This is a genomic window from Bradyrhizobium sp. 179, assembly GCF_023073535.1.
In the GTDB taxonomy this organism is placed as follows: domain Bacteria; phylum Pseudomonadota; class Alphaproteobacteria; order Rhizobiales; family Xanthobacteraceae; genus Bradyrhizobium.
The window spans coordinates 78,315-96,767 of the sequence record NZ_JADPJR010000116.1 but is presented as its reverse complement, the minus strand read 5'-3'; the positions used below and the strand labels follow the sequence as shown (position 1 = coordinate 96,767).

The window sequence follows — 18,453 nt, the reverse complement described above, 5'->3', positions numbered from 1 at the left end:
CGCGCGTAGCAATCCCGTGTTTACCGTAGTCGTTTAGCATCCATTTGGATTTCGACCGCGCGATCGGATTGTTCCATGAAAATTCGTTTTTCGCTTTCCTTGGCGATCATTGCATTCGGCATCGTCCTGGCCCTCGGCTTTACGGCCGTGGTCTCCACCAGCCTCTACGCCCTAAAAGAGCTCAAGGTCGGCGGCCCGCTCTATTCCGACATCAAGCTCGGCAACGACCTCATCGCCGATATCCTGCCGCCGCCGGAATATGTCATCGAAGCTTATCTCGAGGCCACGCTTGCCATGCGCGAGCCGGACCAGCTTGCCGCTCATGGCGAGCGCCTGGTTCAGCTCCGCAAGGATTACGACGAGCGCAAGGCAATCTGGGTCTCCTCCAGTCTCTCGGCAGACCTGAAGACCGCGCTGGTGTCGAAGTCCGATGCCGAGGTGCAGAAATTCTGGAAGGCGTCCGACCAGCTCCTGCCAGCCCTCAAGGCCAAGGACGCGGTCGCTTCCGAGCGCGCCTATGCGCAGCTCAAGGGCGCATACACCGCGCATCGCGCCGTCATCGACAGCATCGTCGAGAGTGCCAACAAGCAGAATGCCGCCATGGAGAAGCTGGCCGCGGAGCGCGACAGTTCGATGCTCTACATCCTCCTCGGCGTCTCCGCCGCCGTCCTCGCCTTCATTGCCGCAGGCCTGCTCGGCGTTGCGCTCGGCGTGGTGCGCCCGATCGTCCGCATGACGGACACGATGCAGAAGCTCGCGACCGGCGATCTCGCAGCCGACATTCCTTTCGCGCACCGCCAGGACGAGGTTGGCTCGATGGCGGGTGCGCTGCTGGTGTTCAAGCAGGCGGCGGTCGAGAATTCCCGCCTGCGCGAGGAGCAGTTGCGGCAGGAACAGGAGGCCGCGCGCGCCAAGCGCGGCGCCCTGCAGCAGATGGCCGAGACCGTCGAACGCGAGACCGGCCGGTCGGTCGACACCGCGAGCACGGCGGCGCACGGCGTCGAGCGGGTCGCCACCAGCCTGTCCGAGATCGCAAGTTCGCTCTCCGCGCAGTCGCAGGCGGTCGCCGCGGCCTCCACCCAGGCCCTCGGCAGCTCGCAAACCGTCTCGGCTGCGGCCGAAGAGCTGAGCGCCTCGATCCGCGAGATCGCGAGTCAGGTCGCGAGGACCAGCACGGTCACCAAATCTGCGGTCGCCGGCCGTGAGCAGGCGCGCTCGACCATTCAGGCGCTGGCCGGTTCGGTGAGGAAGATCGCCGAGGTCTCCGATCTCATCGGCGGCATCGCCGGGCAGACCAACCTCCTGGCGCTCAATGCCACGATCGAGGCGGCGCGTGCCGGCGAGGCCGGCCGCGGCTTCGCGGTGGTCGCCACCGAGGTGAAATCGCTGTCCGATCAGACCGCCAAGTCCACCGAGGAGATCGGGCGGCTGATTGCCGAGATCCAGACCGCGACTCAGGCTGCCGTCGACGCCGTCGAGACCATGGGGGGCCACATCGCCGAGATCGACGGTGTCGCGACCTCGGTTGCTGCCGCGATGGAAGAACAGGACGCCGCGACGCGTGAGATCACGCGGTCGATCTCCGAATCCGCGTCGGCGGCGAAGGAGGTCTCGGCCAAGATCGGTCATGTCAGCCGCGACGCCGCCTCCGTGAACGAGCGCGCCGCGGAGGTCAGGCAGGCGATCGCCGGCATGGCGGCCAATCTCGAGCAATTGCGGTCGGTCGTGGTGCGGACCGTGCGGGACTCGACGGCCGCGGCGTGACGCCCGGCGCGATGCCTGCCGCTGGTGCCGGCGGTTGTGATCGTGCAGTATGGCGCGGCACAGGGGCATCGTGGTTTTCATGACGAATGCGCAACTGCCGGCGGTTGCCGAGCCCGCTTACCTCACGGCCGCGCTGCGCAGGGCCGGCGCGCTGGACGCCGGTGCCGTGCGTGAGGTGAAGGTGCTGCATCAGCGCGACACCATCGTGTCGCATATCGTGCGTCTCGGTTTGCGCTATGTTGGGGAGTCCGCTGGCGCCCCACAGTCGCTGATCCTGAAGACCGCGCATGCAGGCTTCGCCAAGTCGCTCGCAAATAGCGGCCGGAACGAAGTCGCGTTCTACACGCAGCTTGAGCCAGAAACGCCGCGGGGTCTCGTGCCGCGCTGCTTCGACGGACATTTTGACGAGGACGGCCTCACCTGGCATCACCTGCTCGAGGACCTCACCGACAGCCATGAGGTTGCAACTCAATGGCCGCTGCCGCCGTCGCGAGAGCAAGCAACGGCGATCGTGACGACACTCGCGCGCTGGCACGCGGCGTGGTGGGACCACGATAGCTTCGGCGATACTATCGGCACCTGGATGAGCACCGACGACAGTGCGAAGCTGATGGCGACCTTCGCTGGTCACTACGATCGTTTCGCCGATCTGCTCGGCGACCGCCTCAGCGAGGAGCGCCGCATTCTCTTCCGCCGCTTCATCGAGCAGTCGGAACGGTTGTTCGAGCGTTATCATTCGCGCCGGCATGTCACCATCGCTCATGGCGACGCCCATACCTGGAATTTTCTGTTGCCGCGCACAGGCGTTGCCAACACCGTTCGCATCTTCGATTTCGACCAGTGGCGCATCAACGTGCCGACCGGTGACCTCGCCTACATGATGGCGACGCAATGGTATCCGGACCGCCGGCAGGCACTCGAGCGGCCCCTGCTCAACCTCTATCACGAGACGCTGATACAGCACGGTGTCACTGGTTACACGCGCGGCGCGCTCGATCAGGACTATCGTCGGTCGGTGCTCTGGCACATCACCAAGCCGGTCTGGCAATGGAGCATCAACATCCCGCCGCTGATCTGGTGGAATAACCTGGAGCGGGTGATGATGGCGGTCGAGGATCTCGGGTGCGAGGAGTTGTTGTAGCGCGCTCGTGCAGCAAGCCGTCATTGCGAGGAGCCCTTGCGACGAAGCAATCCAGACTGCCTCCGCAGATACAGTCTGGATTTGCTTCGCTACGCTCGCAATGACGAAGGTGGTCGCGAGGCCTCTATTCCATCACCGCATGCTCCGGCCCGGCGGCCTGCTTGCGCAGTGTGGCCTTGGTGGAGCCGATCAGCAAAGCGAGCGGGATGGTGCAGAGGATGAAGACCATCACCAGCTGGTAATCGTGCGCGAAAGCGATGATCTGCGCCTGCACGCTGACCATCCTGTCGGCCATGGCGCGGCCGGCATCCGTGGAAAGATTGATCATGCCGCTGACGCTGGGCATCTGGAGCGCGTGGTTGAACGGGTTGATGTGCTCGGAGAGAATCGCATAAGTCCGCCGCGTTCCCTGCGTCAGCTGGGCGATCACGACGGAGATGCCGACTGAGCTTGCGACGTTGCGCATCAGGGTCAGCATCGCGGTGCCGTCGGTACGCAGCTCGTTCGACAGCGTCAGGAACGCCACGGTCGAGAGCGGCACGAAGACAAGGCCGAAGCCGAAGCCCTGGATGACGCTGACCGTGACGATCTCCGGTACCTGGGTCAGATCGGTCCAGCCGGTCATCTGGAACAGCGAGCCCGCGGTCAGCGTGAGGCCTGCGATGATCAGCGTGCGGGCCTCGATATAACGCATCATGCGGCCGACCAGCATCATGGCGAAGAAGGTGCCGATGCCGCGGCTCGCCAGCAGCAGGCCGGCGGTGATGATGGGATAGCCGATCACGTTCTGCATGTAGGGCGAAGCCAGCGCCATGGTCGAGAACAGCACGAGCCCCATCACGACCATGAACACGCAGCCGGTGACGAAGTTGCGATCCCGAAACAGCGCGAAGCGGATGAACGGCGTCGATGTCGTGAAGGAGTGCGCGTGGAAGAAGTAAAAGGCGACAGCGGAGACGATGAATTCCGCCAGGATCTCGCTCGACTCAAGCCAGCCCAGCTGCTCGCCGCGGTCGAGCGCAAGCTGAAGTGCGCCGATCGCGATCGCCAGCGCGGCGAAACCGAACCAGTCGAACTTGAGGCTGAAATCCTTCCGGGTCTCGTCCATGAAGACGATCAGGCCGAGCACGGTGATGGCGCCGAACGGCAGGTTGACGAAGAACACCCAGTGCCAGGAATAGGTCTCGGTGAGCCAGGCGCCCAGCGAGGGGCCCATGATCGGGCCCATCATCACGCCCATGCCCCAGATCGACATCGCCTTGGCGCGTTCCTGGAGCGTGTAGTAGTCGAGCATCACCGACTGTGACAGCGGCACCAGGGCGGCGCCGAACACGCCTTGCAGCAGGCGGAACAGCACCATCTGGTTGATGTCCTGCGCGAGACCGCACAACACCGACGCCATGGTGAAGCCCGCCGAGCAGATGATGAAGATGCGCTTGCGGCCGAAGCGGTTGGCGATCCAGCCCACCGGCGCCGTCATGATCGCGGCAGCGACGATGTAGGAGGTCAGCACCCAGTTGATCTGATCCTGCGAGGCCGACAGCGTGCCTTGCATGTAGGGCAACGCAACATTGGCGATGGTGGTGTCCAGCGCCTGCATGATGGTCGCGGTCATGGCGCAGATCGTCACCATGTTCCGGCGCAGGCCGGGGACCATCAGACTGGCATTGGGGCCGGACATCGGATCAATCTTTGTCTTGTTAGTTTAAAGCGGAATGGCGTAGGTCGAATCGATTGCCGCGGCGCGTTCACCTCTCCCGCTTGCGGGAGAGGTCGCGCCGAAGGCGCGGGTGAGGGCTTTTTCCTCCTGGCGAGTCTTCGTTGTTGAGACACCCTCTCCCCAACCCTCTCCCGCAAGCGGGAGAGGGAGCGCACCTCCGTCGCAGCGCCAATCGAGCCTCATGCATCGTGCTTTAGTCTTTGTCCTGGCTCGCGGTCGCCGACAGGCCAAACAGGCCGGCGAGCGAGCGTCGATGGCCGGTGTCGATGGTGGCGTAGACGCTCATGCCGGCCTTCAGTTTCCGCACGTATTTGTCGGTCTCGTCGAAGTAGATCCGGATCGGCACGCGCTGCACCACCTTGACGAAATTGCCGGTGGCGTTCTGCGGCGGCAGGATCGCGAATTGCGCGCCGGTGCCGGGCGAGAGCGACCCGATCTTGCCCTTGAAAAGGTGGTTCGGAAACGCGTCGACCTCGAGCGTGACGGGCTGTCCTTCGGTGACGTAGGTGAGATCGCTCTCCTTCGGATTGGCATCGACCCAGGGACGGGCGACGTCGATGATGGAGAACACCGGCGTGCCGGCGGCGACGTAGCGGCCGAGCTGGATCTGTTCCACTTGCGTGGCCACGCCGTCCATCGGCGCGCGCAGGACGGTGTGGTCGAGGTTGCGCTGGGCGTCGTCCAGCTTGGCTTTCGCCTGCGCGTAAGGCGGGAACTGCTCCAGCGGCAATGCGGGATCGCCCAGCAATTGCGTCTTGGCGTTGGAGAGCTGCTGCTTGATGTATTGCGCCTGTGCGCCTGCGGTCACCAGCGCGTTGGCAGCGTTGTCGAGATCGAGCTGCGAGCCGTAATTGTTCTTCACCAGCGCCTGCTTGCGCTCGACATCGCGTTGCTTCAGGTCGACGCCCTGCTGGGCAAGGTTGAGCATGTCGCCGTAGATCTTGATATTGGCGACGAGGTTCTCATAGGTCGTGCGGGCCTGCGCGAGCTTCGCCTTGGCTTCATCCACTGCGTGGCGGAACGGAACGGGGTCGATCTCGAACAGTTCGTCGCCCTGCTTGACGGATTGTCCTTCTCTCACGATCACCTTCTGAATCTTGCCCGAGATGTCGGGCGTCACCAGCACCTTCTGCGCACCGACATATGCGTCGTCGGTGCCGACATAGCGGCCGCCATGGAGATAGAAGGTGATGCCCCCGATGACGACGGTGACCGGCAGGACGACCAGGAGGAGGAAGCGGCGGTAGCGGCGCAGGCCCGCCGCCAGGCGGCGGCGCGGATCCGTGCCGGCCTTCTTTGTGGGCTTGCCGCCGTCGATCTTCTGCTCGGGCTGGAACTTGAGAACCTGATCAGCCATAGCGCTGCTCCTTGCGTGCTTGTTCCGCTCCGGATGTCTGGATCGCGGTCCGCACGTTTTCCTTGATCGTTTCGAGCTGGGTGAGGAGGCGGTGGGCATCGGCCGCGTTGATGCCGTCGAGCGCGTTGGCGGTGATTTCGGACTTCAGCCCGCTCATCCGGCCAAGCAACGTCCGGCCCGCCTTCTTCAGATACAGGCGCTTGACGCGGCGGTCCGAGGCGTCGCTGCGGCGCTCGATCCAGTCATTCTCGCAGAGCTTGTCGATCAGGCGCGTCAGCGTGATCGGCTGCATCTCGAGGAGCTCGGCGAGCTCCGATTGCTTCATGCCCTCGCTGCGCTCGACTTTGGACAGCACGGCCCATTGCGCGCGGGTGATGCCGAAACGGGACGCCTCCTTATCGGCATAGACACGCAACAGGCGGTAGAGCTCACCCAGCGTGAACAGGAAATTCTGATCGACCGACCCTCGGGTCATGAGCTTCGTCTCCAATAAGCCTAGAATATAATAAGCAAGCTTATGATTATTTCATGGCGGATTAGCGGGAGGCCGTCCCGCTCCAAGAGCATGGCTGGCAGCCGCGCTGCCGGTCGCGCTTTGGGTTCCATCAGCAAAATGCTAGAACGCGTCCCGCATGACCCTCGCAAAGACGGCATTTCCCGCGCCCGATCACGATCACGACCGCTGCACTGCGGATGCGCTGGCGCATGCCGAACAGGTCTGCGAGCAGCGCGCGCAGAAATTCACGCCGATCCGCCGTCAGGTGCTCGGGGCGCTGCTCTCCAGCCACCGCCCGCTTGGCGCCTATGAGGTGATCGACGAACTCGCCAAGTCGATGGCGCGACCAGCGCCGATCACGGTCTATCGTGCTCTCGATTTTCTGATGGCCAACGGCCTCGTGCATCGCATCGAGAGCCGCAACGCCTATTTGGCCTGCGCCGCCCATGACCACGACGCGACCTCGGCGGTGGCGTTCCTGATCTGCGAGCGCTGTGGCCTGGTCGGCGAGATCCCGTCGGCCTCCTTCGCAAAGGAGCTCAATGCCGCTGCGCGCAGCTCAGGCTTCGCTCCCAAATTGTCCGTGGTGGAGATCACGGGCGTCTGCACCCATTGTCAGAAAGCTGCCTAAAGTAACAACGGCACAACGCCGGTAGTCGGGAAGAGATGTCCTCACCACAAGTTATATCCTCCGCCGGTCGCCCGCTGAGCGCCGGCGCCATTGCCCTGATGCTGATGCTGTGCCTGACCTGGGGCTTCAACCAGATTGCGGTGAAGCTGGTGTTGCCGGATATCCCGCCGATGCTCCAGGCCACGATCCGCTCGATGGGCGCGCTGCCGGTGCTGTTCATCATCGGCACTCTTCGTGGCGTCAATTTCTTCGAACGTGACGGCACCTGGAAGCCCGGCGTGATCGCCGGATTGATGTTCGGCATCGAGTTCGTTCTGATCTTCCAGGGCCTGCGCTTCACACCGGCCTCTCGGGCGGTCGTCTTCCTCTACACCGCGCCGTTCTTCGTCGCGCTCGGCTCCTATCAGGTGCTCGGCGAACGGCTTGGCGGCACGCAATGGCTGGGACTGGCGGTGAGCTTTGCCGGCGTCGCGCTCGCCATCGGCGTGCCGCAGCCGGATGTCGATGCCAAGGTGTTGCTCGGTGACCTCATGATCGTCGGCGGCGCGGCGCTGTGGGCGGCAACCACGCTGGTCGCCAAGGGCACGCGGCTGCGCTTCGCCGCGCCCGAAAAGGCGCTGGGCTATCAGGTCGCGACTTCGATCCCGATCCTCGGGCTGGCAGCCTGGCTGTTTGGCGAATCCGTCACGCATACGCCTGCGCCCCTGTCCCTCGCCCTCATGGCCTTCCAGGCAATCTGGGTGGTTGGAACCACGTTCACGCTTTGGTTCGCGCTGGTGAAGACGTATTCGGCCAGCAAATTGTCGGCTTTTACCTTCATCACCCCTTTGTTTGGCGTGGTCGGTAGCTATTTCATCATGCACGACACCCTAAGCCTGACATTCGGAGCCGCCGCGGTCCTTGTAATTGCTGGGCTTTTTCTGGTTAACCGTCCCAGCTCATCGGCTGCGGCGCCGCGCGATGCATTGCTGAACGTCACCAAAACCTGATATTTGGACCCCATGAACAAGCTCGAAAACTCTCTCGATTCCGACATCGCGGGCCCCGCGCCCCGGCACCAAACCACCCAGGTCAAAGTCGGCGACGTCTCGGTGGGCGGCGGTGCGCCGATCGTCGTGCAGTCGATGACCAACACCGACACCGCCGACATCGACGGCACCATTGCCCAGGTCGCAGCGCTCGCGCGCGCCGGCTCAGAAATGGTCCGCATCACCGTGGACCGCGAGGAGGCTGCCGCCGCCGTTCCGCACATCCGCGACGGCCTGCTCAAGCGCGGCATTACCACGCCCTTGATCGGCGACTTCCACTATATCGGTCACAAGCTGCTCGCGGCTTATCCGGCCTGCGCCGAGGCGCTCGCCAAATACCGCATCAATCCCGGCAATGTCGGCTTCAAGGACAAGCGCGACACCCAGTTCGCCGACATCATCGAGATCGCCAACAAGAACAACAAGCCGGTGCGCATCGGCGCCAATTGGGGCTCGCTGGACCAGGAACTGCTGACCAGGCTGATGGACGAGAACGCGGCTTCGGCCAATCCGCGCGACGTGCGCGCGGTGACGCGCGAGGCCATGGTGCAGTCGGCGCTGTTGTCGGCCGCGCGCGCCGAAGAGCTCGGCATGCCGAAGAACCGCATCATCCTGTCCGCCAAGGTCTCGGCGGTGCAGGATCTCATCGCGGTCTACCAGGATCTCGCCAGACGTTCCGACTATGCCATCCATCTCGGGCTGACCGAAGCCGGCATGGGCTCGAAGGGCATCGTGGCGTCCTCAGCCGCGCTCGGCATTCTCTTGCAGCAGGGCATCGGCGACACCATCCGCATCTCGCTGACGCCGGAGCCCGGCGGCGACCGCACCCGTGAGGTGCAGGTCGGCCAGGAGCTGCTCCAGACCATGGGCTTCCGCACCTTTGTGCCGCTGGTTGCGGCCTGCCCCGGCTGCGGCCGCACAACCTCGACCACGTTCCAGGAGCTGGCCCGCTCGATCCAGGATTTCATTCGGGACGAGATGCCGACCTGGAAGACGAAATATCCCGGCGTGGAAGAGCTCAACGTCGCGGTGATGGGCTGCATCGTCAACGGCCCCGGCGAGTCCAAGCACGCCAATATCGGCATCTCGCTGCCCGGCACCGGCGAGGCCCCGGCCGCGCCCGTGTTCGTCGACGGCAAGAAGTTCCGCACGTTGCGCGGCCCGACGATCTCCGCCGACTTCAAGGCGCTGGTGATCGACTATATCGAGCAGCGCTACGGCCAAGGCGCCAAGGTGCCGGTGACAGCGGCGGAGTAGTTTTACTCCGCTGTTTGCTTGCGGCGCGCGTGTAGCCCGGATGGAGCATTGCGAAATCCGGGGTTTTACGCAGGCTGATCGTTCCCGGATTGCGCTGCGCTCCATCCGGGCTACCATGCTCCCAATCAAACGATCGGGAGACACGCCATGAGCTCACTCGCCGGCAAGCAGGGTCCGCGCTATCGCCACACCGCCGAAGACGGCGCTCCCTACGAGACCATCGCGGTTGAAAAGCTCACCCCGATCATCGGCGCGGAAATCTCCGGCGTCGACATCGGCAGGCTCGTCGAGGGCGACACCCGCTCCAACCGGCAGATGGATGAGATCCATCGGGCGCTCGCCGAAAACCTCGTGATCTTCTTTCGCGATCAGCACATCACGCCAAAACAGCATCTCGCCTTCGGCCGCAAGTTCGGCGAGCTGCATTTTCATCCCGCCGCGCCGCATGAGGATGAAGACCCGGCACTGATGAAGATCTACGCCGACAAGAACTCGCCACGGGCCAATGGCGAGGGTTGGCATTCGGATGTGTCCTGCGATCTCGAGCCGCCGATGGGCTCGATCCTCTACATCAAGCAATGTCCGCCGCGCGGGGGCGACACGCTGTTCGCCAACATGTATGCAGCTTATGAGGCGCTGTCGGATCGCATGAAGACCTATCTCGACGGGCTCACTGCGCTGCATGACGGCGAGCCGATTTATCGTGGACTCTACGCCAATTACGGCGTCGCGGACCGCCCCTCTTATCCGCACGCGGAGCATCCCGTGGTGCGAACGCATCCGGTCACCAGCAAGAAGGCGCTCTATGTCAACCGCGGCTTCACCCGCCACATCAACGGCATCCCGCGCGACGAGAGCGACGCTATGCTCGCCTACCTCTATCAGCACGCCGAGAATCCGCTGTTCCAGTGCCGCTTCCGCTGGACCGAGAACGCCATCGCCTTTTGGGACAACCGCTGCACCCAGCACCGCGCGATGTGGGATTACTGGCCGCATACGCGCTCGGGGACGCGGGTGACGGTGAAGGGTGAGCGGCCGGTTTAAACTGGCGTAGGGCGGATTAGCGAAGCGTAATCCGCCAACTCCACGGCGGTGACACAGAGGTGGGTTACGCTGCGCTAACCCACCCTACGAAGCTGTTCTTGCGTTGACGTCCTTCCACTCCCGCGCCAATCTTCCCAAAAAACAAATCGGGAGGACTTTCCATGCTCCGCGCCGAGGACAACAAGTTCCTGACCGAGTCGGGCCCGGGGACAGGCATGGGCGAGCTGCTGCGCCGCTTCTGGATTCCTGTCCTGCTCTCGGAAGAATTGCCCGAACCCGAAGGCGAGCCGAAGAAGATCATCGTGCTGGGAGAGGAGCTGCTCGCCTTTCGCGACTCACGCGGCGTCGTCGGTCTCATCGACCAATATTGCCCGCATCGCGGCGCCAATCTCTGGCTCGGGCGCAATGAGGAATGCGGCATCCGCTGCGTCTATCACGGCTGGAAATTCGACACCGACGGACGTTGCGTCGACATGCCGACCTCCTATCCCGATCTCAATGCCAAGGATCTCATCCGCATCAAATCCTATCCGGTCCGCGAATGGGGCGAGATGATCTGGGCCTATATGGGCCCGGCCGAAGCGATGCCCGAGCTGCCCGATCTCGAGATGGCGCTGCTGCCGGCCTCGCATCGCTATGTCAGCAAGAAGTGGCAGGATTGCAACTGGGTGCAGGCGCTCGAAGGCTCGATCGACACCGCGCATTTCACCTTCGCCCATCTCTCCTTCGACAAGGAAGAGAACGAGATTCTGGATATCAAGAAGCATTTTGTGAATCCGCTCACCCGCGTGAACACGGACCATATGCGCTGGATCGCCGAGGATCCGCGCCCAGTCATCAAAGTCAGCCCCCACGAGGCGGGGCTGACCATCGCCGGTGGCCGGCTGACCGGCGGCGACAACATCTACTGGCGCATCGCGCAATTCCTGATGCCATTCCACGCCTATGCGCCGAGCGCGATGCCGGGCGAGAATATCTTTGGCCAGACTTTCGTGCCTGTGACCGACACCAATTGCTGGATCTACACCTATGCCTGGAATCCGGAGCGTCCGTTGACGCAAGCCGAGTGCGACGCTTTTGATCGCGGCAATGGCGTGATCGCGGAGGTCGACGACAATTACGTGCCGCTCCGCCACAAGGGCAATGACTATTTGATCGACCGCAAGCTCCAGAAGACCAGGAGCTACACCGGCATCAAGGGCGTCTCCGAGCAGGACGCTGCCGTGCAGGACAGCCAGGGGCCGATCGCCGACCGCACCCGCGAGCATCTCGGCCCGACCGATCTCGGCATCATGCATTTCCGCAAAACCGTCATGGATCTGGCGCGGGCGCTCCAGCACGGCGAGCCGCCGCCGCAGGCGGCGCACCAGGATCGCTACGCGGTGCGCTCCGGCGCCTGCGTCACCAGCAAGACCAAGGACCTGCCCGCGGTGATGCTGGAACGTTTCGGTGATGTCGCGGGCTTCGTTGGCCGCCCGCGGATCGCGGCAGCGGAGTAGAGCTTGGGGCAGTCGCGCAGCATCATCGCCGGGCTCATCGCATCGATCCTGCTGTCGCCGCTCGCGCTTGTCGACGTCGGCGAGGCTGCTGCTACGCGAAAGATCGCGAGACCCAGGCCGAAGCTGTCGCCGGCCGCCAAATGCGAGATGGCGAAATTCCGCATCGTCGTGGATGTCGGGCACACCCCGGACGCCTACGGCGCGTTGAGCGCGCGCAATGATCCGGAGTTCGGCTTCAACTTGCGTCTCGCAAGTCTCATCACCGCAAGACTCAAATCCGAAGGCTTTGCCGCAACCCGCCTGCTCGTCACGAACGGTAAGGCGAGAGCGAGCCTGTTCAAGCGCGTCAGTGCCGCGAATGACGGCCGGGCCGATCTGTTCCTGTCGGTCCATCACGATTCGGTGCCGGACAAGCTGCTCGAGACCTGGGAATTCGACGGCGCAAACAGCTATTTCAGCGATCGCTTTTCGGGCCATTCGCTGTTCGTATCGCACCAGAATCCGCACTTCGCCACCGGCCTGTTGCTGGCACGGATGATCGGCAGGCAGCTGAAAGAGCAAGGTCTGCACTATGCGAGGCAATACACGCTTCCGGTGATGGGCCGCTATCGGCGCCAGCTGCTCGACAAGGACGTCGGCGTCTACCGCTATGACGGGCTCGTCGTGCTCTCGCGGACGAGAAGCGCCGCGGTGCTGCTCGAGGCGGGCTCGATCATCAACCGCGACGAGGAGATGGAGATGAATTCGTCGGAGCGGCAGGACGCGGTCGCGGGGGCCGTTGCGGTCGCGATGAGGGAGTTCTGTGAGAGGCGATAGACTGCCTGGTCGTTCAAACAGCTGTTATTGCCAGCGCAGCGAGGCAGTCCAGGCTGCCGCGGTGGACAGATTCTGGATTGCTTCGGTGCGCTCGCAATGACGGCGGGAAGCTACAGCGGCGCGCCCCGATACTCCCTGTTGGCCAGGCTCGCCTCCTCCAGGTCAAGATCCCGCTCGATCCTTCGCCTTGTCTCGTCGGTGATCTGGCCGTCGCGCAGCAGGTCGTGGATGAATTTGCGCTCGGCGACGATCAGCTCCCGGGTCAATGCGATGCCGGCGGCGGAGACGTCGTGGTGCGTAGGATCGAGCAAATCCGGAAGCTGGCTGGTGCGGATCTCGTGGCGAGCACGCAGGAGCCGCATCACCTCGTCGGATACCTCCTTCTCCGCGGTCAGCGCGTCGAGCGATTTCAGTGCTGCCTCGAGAGCCTGACGACGCGCGGCGATCTCGGCCTCATGCTCGCTGACATGCTCGTTGCGGCCAGCCTCGGCGACGCCGAGCCAGCGCACCACCGGCGGCAGCGTCAGGCCGACACCGATCAGGGTGATGAAGATGACGCCGAAAGCGACGAACAGGATCAGGTCGCGATATGGGAACGCCTCGCCACTCGGCAGGGAGAACGGCAGCGCCAGCGCAGCCGCCAGCGACACCGCGCCGCGGACGCCGGTGAAGGCGAGCGTAAATACCCATTGCCACGGCGGCGACGGATCGCGCTCGCGCAGCGATTTGCTGAACATCCGCGGCAGATAGGTCGCGGGATAGAGCCAGGCGAAGCGCGCAATGACGACGATCACCAGGACCACGGCGGTCGCGATCACGATGTCGTCGAGCGGAAAGGCCTTCGACTTCTCGTACAGCGCGCGCATCTGAAAGCCGGTGAGCAGGAACAAGAGGCCTTCGATCAAATAGATCACGAGGTCCCAGAAGAAGATGCCCTGCAGGCGCGTCGCGGAAGAAATCAGCAGCGGGCCGTTCCAGCTCACATAAAGGCCGCAGGCGACCGTCGCGATCACCCCGGAGCCGCCAACATGCTCGGGCAGCCAATAGGAGACGTAAGGCGTGATCAGCGACAGCGTGAGCTCGACCTGCGGATCCCCCGACCATTTGCGGAGACGCAGGGAAAGCCATCCCACGCCGATGCCGAAGGCGATCTCGCCGGCGATGATGAGGAGGAATTCGCCGGCCGCCAGTGGCAGCGAGAAATGGCCGACCATGATTGCCGCGAGCGCAAAGCGGTAGAGGATCAGCGCGGTGGCGTCGTTGGCGAGCCCTTCGCCCTCGAGCACGACCAGGATTCGCCGCGGCATGTGCAGCCGGCGTGCGATGGCGAGCGGCGCCACCACGTCGGGCGGCGCGACGATGGCCCCCAACAGGAAGGCAACGGTCCAGGGCAGGCCGATCATGTAATGCGTGGCGGCCGCCACCATTGCCGCAGTGAAAATCACCGCGCCGACCGCGAGCAGCACGATCGGGCGCAAATTCTTCCTGAACTCGCGCCAGCTCATGGCGACGCTTGCCGAGTAGATCAGCGGTGGCAGCACCATCAGCAGCACCAGCTCCGGCGGCAATTCCACTGACGGCATGCCCGGCACGAAGGCGAGGCCGACGCCGGCCAGCATCAGCAGGATGGCAGGGGCGACGTTGAAGCGGCGCGCGGTCAGCGCCACGCCTGCCAGCACGGCCAGCAGGATGAGAAAGGTCTGAAACTTCGCTTCCATGATGGCCTGTCTTGACCCGGAAGCGGCCGCAACGTCAATGCGCGCGGCTCACGCCAGCCGCTCCGCCACCATCCGGCCGATCCGCGCGAAAGCCGCCGCAATCTGTGCGGCAGTCGGCGTGCCGCCTTGGACGTAGGCCGTAAGCAGGATCGGCGTGTCGGCCTTCGGCCAAGCCACCGCGATGTCGCCCGCTGCGTCCTTGCCATTGTAGCCGGTCTTGTCGCCGATCTTCCAGCCTGCGGGCAGGCCACCGCGCAGCCGGTTCGCACCGGTCTTGCAGTTCACCATCCATTCGATGAGCTGCGCGCGCGAGGCCGGCAACAATGCTCCGCCCAGCATCAGGCGGCGCAGGTTCCCGGCCATCGCCGCCGGCGTCGTCGTGTCCTGGGGATCGCCCGGCTGGGAGCGGTTGAGCTCGGGCTCGTTGTGGTCGAGCCGCGAGGTGGTATCGCCGATCGATCGCCAGAACGCGGTGAGCGCGGTCGGACCGCCGATCCGCGCCAGCAGCAGATTGGCGCAGGTGTTGTCGCTGAGCTCGACGATCGCCTTGCACATCTCGGTGACCGACATTGCGCCGGCCGCCAGATTTTGCTTCGCGACCGGCGCGTATTCCAAGAGGTCGTCCTGGCCGTAGGGAATCATGGCGGCAAGCTGTTCCTCGCCGCGGTCGACCCGCGCCAGCACACAGGCCGCGAGCGAGGCCTTGAATGTCGAGCACATGACGAACCGCTCGTCGGCGCGCCAAGCGAGTTTGGCGCCGGTCGCGAGATTTTCCGCATACACGCCAATCCGCCCGCCGCTCTCGCGTTCGTATGTTTCGAGTTCAGGCAGCGCATCCGCGGCCAGCGTAGGAGATGCGGCCATCCAGCACAGCGAGGCAAGCAGGGAGCGGCGATCGAGCAGCATGGGGGACTTTCGCGCGAATGAAGATGGGGGATGCGGCGCACTCTATCCGCATTGTCGTTGCGAGCGGAGCGATTCTGGATTGCCTCGCTTCACTCGCAATGACGGAGAATGGGAGGCGAGCGCGCCCGATTTCGGGCAGCGGAAGGTGAGCCCCCTCACTCTCTCAGGTCGTATCGATAAGATTTCGACACAATCTGCCAACCGTCGGCGAGCTTCATCGCCACTAGGTAGTCGGTGAAATAGCGCGGCGGCAGCTGGCATCTGACCTTGACGAAGGCGGTCTTGTCGTCAGAACGGTCGATGGTGACGATGAAATCCTCTCGCGGCTTGCCTTCGGCCTTGCCGGAGGGACGCTTGCACACGCGGTCGAGCCAGTCCGGCACGGTCAGCACCTGCAATTCGCCCTTCTCGACCCAGCGCAGGTCGGCGGAGGGATGGAAAATGGCGCCGAGCTTTTCGGCGTCGCCCTCATAGAGTCCGTCAAAATAGGATTGCACGACGGCTTCGAGACTTGAACGATTTGGGCTCATGGGTCATCCCTTGGAATAATGACTTGAGGCGAGTTTAGTCGTACACATCAAAATGCGCTATGGATGTTCAGACGGTTTGCGCAAGGACATCATGATGACCGGATCAGAGATTTCGAACGCTCGTATCCTGATCGGCGAATGCTATTGCCGTGCAGTGCGCTTCGAGGTGGCCGACGAATTCTCCTATGCGATGAACTGCCATTGCTCGAACTGCCGCCGCACCACCGGCTCCGCCTTCAAACCCTTCGCCGGTATCGTGCGACACAAGCTCCGCATCGTCAGGGGCGGCGACCAGCGGACGGTTTTCGGCGATGATATCACCCACGATGTGCACTGCGCCCGTTGTGGCTCGTTGCTCTATTCCCACGTGCGTGAGGGGAAATGGGCCCACGTCGCTATGGGAGCTCTGATCGACGCCCCTTCGATCCGGCCTAGCGCCCATATTTTCGTGGGCTCGAAAGCACCCTGGCACGAGATCACGGATGACCTGCCGCAATATCGGGAGCATATCGGGGTTGACTGAGGGAACCCGGCCCGATTTGCTTCCTGGCGAACCACGGCCGCGCTGGCGCGACAAACAAAAGGGGTGTTTCGTCCCGTTGCGGGCGCCGCCTTCGTGACCTCCATCACAAGCGCCGGTGGCGGATCCTGCTAAAGCGGTCCCAAAGGGCCCAGCGGCCCGAATTTCGGAAGTCGTGTCATGCGCAATTTGCTCAGACTTTGTCCGCTTCTCCTTGCCCTCGCGCTGCTGTTCGGCACTGAACCGGCTTTCGCCGGCAAGCGCGTTGCGCTGGTGCTCGCCAATTCGGCCTATCAGCATGCGCCGTTGCTGGCCAACCCCGTCAATGACGGTTCGGTGATGGCCAAGACGCTGAAGGAGGCCGGCTTCGACATCGTCGATTCCCGGCACGATTTGTCGGCGCTGGATACGCGGCGGGTGCTCCGCGACTTCGCGGATGCGACCCGCGATGCCGATATCGCCGTGGTCTATTATGCCGGTCATGGCATCGAGGTCGAGGGGTCGAACTATCTGATCCCGGTCGACGCCAGGCTCGAGCGCGACACCGACGTGTACGACGAGGCGCTCTCGCTCGACCGGGTCCTGGTTGCGGTCGAGCCCGCCAAGCAGCTCCGCCTGGTGATCCTGGATGCCTGCCGCGACAATCCGTTCGGCAAGAGGATGAAGCGCACAATCGCTTCGCGCGGCATCGGCCGCGGCCTCGCCCAGGTCGAGCCGACCAGTCCCAACACGTTGATTGCCTATTCGGCCAAAGCCGGCTTCACGGCGCAGGACGGCGACGGCGCCAACAGCCCGTTCACGGTCGCGCTGTCCAAGCATCTGGCGACGCCGGGCCTCGACGTCCGCCGCGCCTTCGGATTCGTGCGCGACGACGTGCTCAAGTCGACTGGCAACAAGCAGGAGCCGTTCGTCTATGGCTCGCTTGGCGGCGAGGATGTTCCACTGGTGCCGGTGAAGATGACGGCGGCGGCTCCGGCGGCACCTATGGCGAACCCGCAGGCCGATATCCGCCGCGATTACGAGCTCGCGCTCCAGCTCGGCAACAGGGCGGCGTGGGATGCCTTCCTCGCCCAGCATCCCGACGGTTTCTATGCGAGCTTGGCCAAGCTCCAGCTCGAGAAGATCGGTGCCGAGCAGGCCCATGCGGCGGCGATCGCGAAGGCGAAACAGGCCGAGGCCGAGCGCGACCGCCTCGCCGCCGTTGGTGCGCAGAAGGATGCGCAGGCCAAAGCCGCAGCCGATGCGAAAGCCGCCGAACAGGCGCAGCTTGCCGCCCAGAAAGCGAAGGAGCAGGCGCAGCAGCAGGCAGCCGTGGCCGAGCAGCAGCGCGTCAACCTCGCCGCTGCGGCACCCGGCGGTGCGCCGGCCAGCACGGCCGGTTCGGCCGGCACCAACGTCGCTTCGCTGACCCCCGCGACCGCACCGGCTGATCTCACTCGCACGGTGCAGACCGAGCTCGGTCGCGTCGGCTGCTTCTCCGGACAGGCCGACGGCAATTGGACTACGTCTTCGCAGCGCTCCCTATCGCAGTTCAACCGTTATGCCGGCACCAAGCTCGACGTGAAGGTCGCGAGCACCGATGCGCTCGATGCGGTCAAGTCGAAACCGTCGCGCGTCTGCCCGCTGGTCTGTGAGCACGGCTTCAAGGCCGACGGCGACAAGTGCACCAAGATCGTCTGTCGTGACGGGTATGCGGTCAACGACGACAATGAGTGCGAGAAGAAGCGTGCCGCCAAGCCGGCCAAGCCTGCGATTGCGAAGCGCGACGACGGTGATGAACGTCCTGCACGGCAGCGTCGCCAGTCCGCCGGCGCTGGCGCAGCGGACGGTTACGGTGCTGCCGCCGGCATTGCTGCTGCCGCTGGCGCCAGTCGCGCTAAGGGTGGCGGGCAGGTCTTCTGCAATAGCGGTGGCTGCCGTCCGGTCCATCGCGGCTGCCATCTCGAATATCGCGGCGGAGGCGGCCCCGGCAATGACGCCAATGCCGAGGTCTGTTACTAGGATCGCGGTGTTCAAGAATCGCCAT

General features: G+C 64.1%; 16 protein-coding genes. 10 read left to right on the top strand and 6 right to left on the bottom strand.

The window, feature by feature from the left end; all coding sequences use genetic code 11:
- Window positions 1-75: 75 nt before the first annotated feature.
- Both IVB12_RS27215 and IVB12_RS27210 read left to right on the top strand, forming a co-directional pair.
- Window positions 76-1,764 (top strand): methyl-accepting chemotaxis protein, encoded by a 1,689-nt coding sequence (locus IVB12_RS27215; protein ID WP_247303689.1) that lies wholly within the window; start codon window positions 76-78, stop codon window positions 1,762-1,764.
- A 49-nt stretch (window positions 1,765-1,813) separates the two neighbouring features.
- Window positions 1,814-2,905 (top strand): ecdysteroid 22-kinase family protein, encoded by a 1,092-nt coding sequence (locus tag IVB12_RS27210; protein ID WP_247303687.1) that lies wholly within the window; start codon window positions 1,814-1,816, stop codon window positions 2,903-2,905.
- A 124-nt stretch (window positions 2,906-3,029) separates the two neighbouring features.
- On the opposite strand, the gene IVB12_RS27205 is transcribed toward IVB12_RS27210, so the two are convergent.
- From IVB12_RS27205 to IVB12_RS27195, 3 genes are all read right to left on the bottom strand, one after another.
- Window positions 3,030-4,586, bottom strand: a complete 1,557-nt coding sequence (locus IVB12_RS27205; RefSeq protein WP_247303685.1) for an MDR family MFS transporter — start codon at window positions 4,584-4,586, stop codon at window positions 3,030-3,032.
- A gap of 232 nt (window positions 4,587-4,818) precedes the next feature.
- Window positions 4,819-5,982, bottom strand: a complete 1,164-nt coding sequence (locus IVB12_RS27200) for an HlyD family secretion protein (protein ID WP_247303683.1) — start codon at window positions 5,980-5,982, stop codon at window positions 4,819-4,821.
- Window positions 5,975-6,457 carry a MarR family transcriptional regulator gene (locus tag IVB12_RS27195; protein ID WP_247303682.1) on the bottom strand — a complete coding sequence of 161 codons (483 nt, stop codon included), beginning with the start codon at window positions 6,455-6,457 and terminating at the stop codon, window positions 5,975-5,977. The genes IVB12_RS27200 and IVB12_RS27195 overlap by 8 nt, the downstream gene beginning before the upstream one ends.
- Before the next feature lie 157 nt (window positions 6,458-6,614).
- Between IVB12_RS27195 and IVB12_RS27190 the strand changes: the two genes are divergently transcribed.
- The 6 genes from IVB12_RS27190 to IVB12_RS27165 all read left to right on the top strand — a co-directional run bounded on the left by IVB12_RS27190 (window position 6,615) and on the right by IVB12_RS27165 (window position 12,753).
- The gene (locus IVB12_RS27190) at window positions 6,615-7,109 is read left to right on the top strand and encodes a transcriptional repressor (protein ID WP_247303681.1); all 495 of its coding nucleotides are present in this window, start codon (window positions 6,615-6,617) and stop codon (window positions 7,107-7,109) included.
- Between the two features lie 35 nt (window positions 7,110-7,144).
- Window positions 7,145-8,098: a DMT family transporter gene (locus IVB12_RS27185; protein ID WP_247303680.1), complete on the top strand. Its 954-nt coding sequence runs from the start codon at window positions 7,145-7,147 to the stop codon at window positions 8,096-8,098.
- Window positions 8,099-8,110: 12 nt separating this feature from the next.
- The gene (gene ispG / locus IVB12_RS27180) at window positions 8,111-9,394 is read left to right on the top strand and encodes a flavodoxin-dependent (E)-4-hydroxy-3-methylbut-2-enyl-diphosphate synthase (RefSeq protein ID WP_247303679.1); all 1,284 of its coding nucleotides are present in this window, start codon (window positions 8,111-8,113) and stop codon (window positions 9,392-9,394) included.
- A 147-nt stretch (window positions 9,395-9,541) separates the two neighbouring features.
- Window positions 9,542-10,438 (top strand): TauD/TfdA family dioxygenase, encoded by an 897-nt coding sequence (locus tag IVB12_RS27175; protein WP_247303678.1) that lies wholly within the window; start codon window positions 9,542-9,544, stop codon window positions 10,436-10,438.
- A gap of 161 nt (window positions 10,439-10,599) precedes the next feature.
- The gene (locus IVB12_RS27170) at window positions 10,600-11,937 is read left to right on the top strand and encodes a Rieske 2Fe-2S domain-containing protein (RefSeq protein WP_247303677.1); all 1,338 of its coding nucleotides are present in this window, start codon (window positions 10,600-10,602) and stop codon (window positions 11,935-11,937) included.
- A gap of 3 nt (window positions 11,938-11,940) precedes the next feature.
- The gene (locus IVB12_RS27165) at window positions 11,941-12,753 is read left to right on the top strand and encodes an N-acetylmuramoyl-L-alanine amidase (protein ID WP_247303676.1); all 813 of its coding nucleotides are present in this window, start codon (window positions 11,941-11,943) and stop codon (window positions 12,751-12,753) included.
- A 110-nt stretch (window positions 12,754-12,863) separates the two neighbouring features.
- Here IVB12_RS27165 and IVB12_RS27160 read toward each other — a convergent pair whose 3' ends face one another.
- The 3 genes from IVB12_RS27160 to IVB12_RS27150 all read right to left on the bottom strand — a co-directional run bounded on the left by IVB12_RS27160 (window position 12,864) and on the right by IVB12_RS27150 (window position 15,907).
- On the bottom strand, window positions 12,864-14,471 hold the full coding sequence (locus IVB12_RS27160; RefSeq protein WP_247303675.1) for a Na+/H+ antiporter: 1,608 nt from the start codon (window positions 14,469-14,471) through the stop codon (window positions 12,864-12,866).
- Window positions 14,472-14,519: 48 nt separating this feature from the next.
- On the bottom strand, window positions 14,520-15,377 hold the full coding sequence (bla, locus tag IVB12_RS27155; RefSeq protein ID WP_247303674.1) for a class A beta-lactamase: 858 nt from the start codon (window positions 15,375-15,377) through the stop codon (window positions 14,520-14,522).
- 155 nt (window positions 15,378-15,532) lie between these two features.
- Complete coding sequence (locus tag IVB12_RS27150) at window positions 15,533-15,907, bottom strand: nuclear transport factor 2 family protein (RefSeq protein WP_247303672.1); 375 nt, start codon at window positions 15,905-15,907, stop codon at window positions 15,533-15,535.
- Between the two features lie 94 nt (window positions 15,908-16,001).
- Between IVB12_RS27150 and IVB12_RS27145 the strand changes: the two genes are divergently transcribed.
- Together IVB12_RS27145 and IVB12_RS27140 are read left to right on the top strand one after the other, a co-directional pair.
- Window positions 16,002-16,430: a GFA family protein gene (locus tag IVB12_RS27145; protein ID WP_247303954.1), complete on the top strand. Its 429-nt coding sequence runs from the start codon at window positions 16,002-16,004 to the stop codon at window positions 16,428-16,430.
- A gap of 177 nt (window positions 16,431-16,607) precedes the next feature.
- A complete protein-coding gene (locus IVB12_RS27140; protein ID WP_247303670.1) occupies window positions 16,608-18,428 on the top strand; it encodes a caspase family protein in 1,821 nt (606 codons plus the stop codon).
- Window positions 18,429-18,453: the final 25 nt, after the last annotated feature.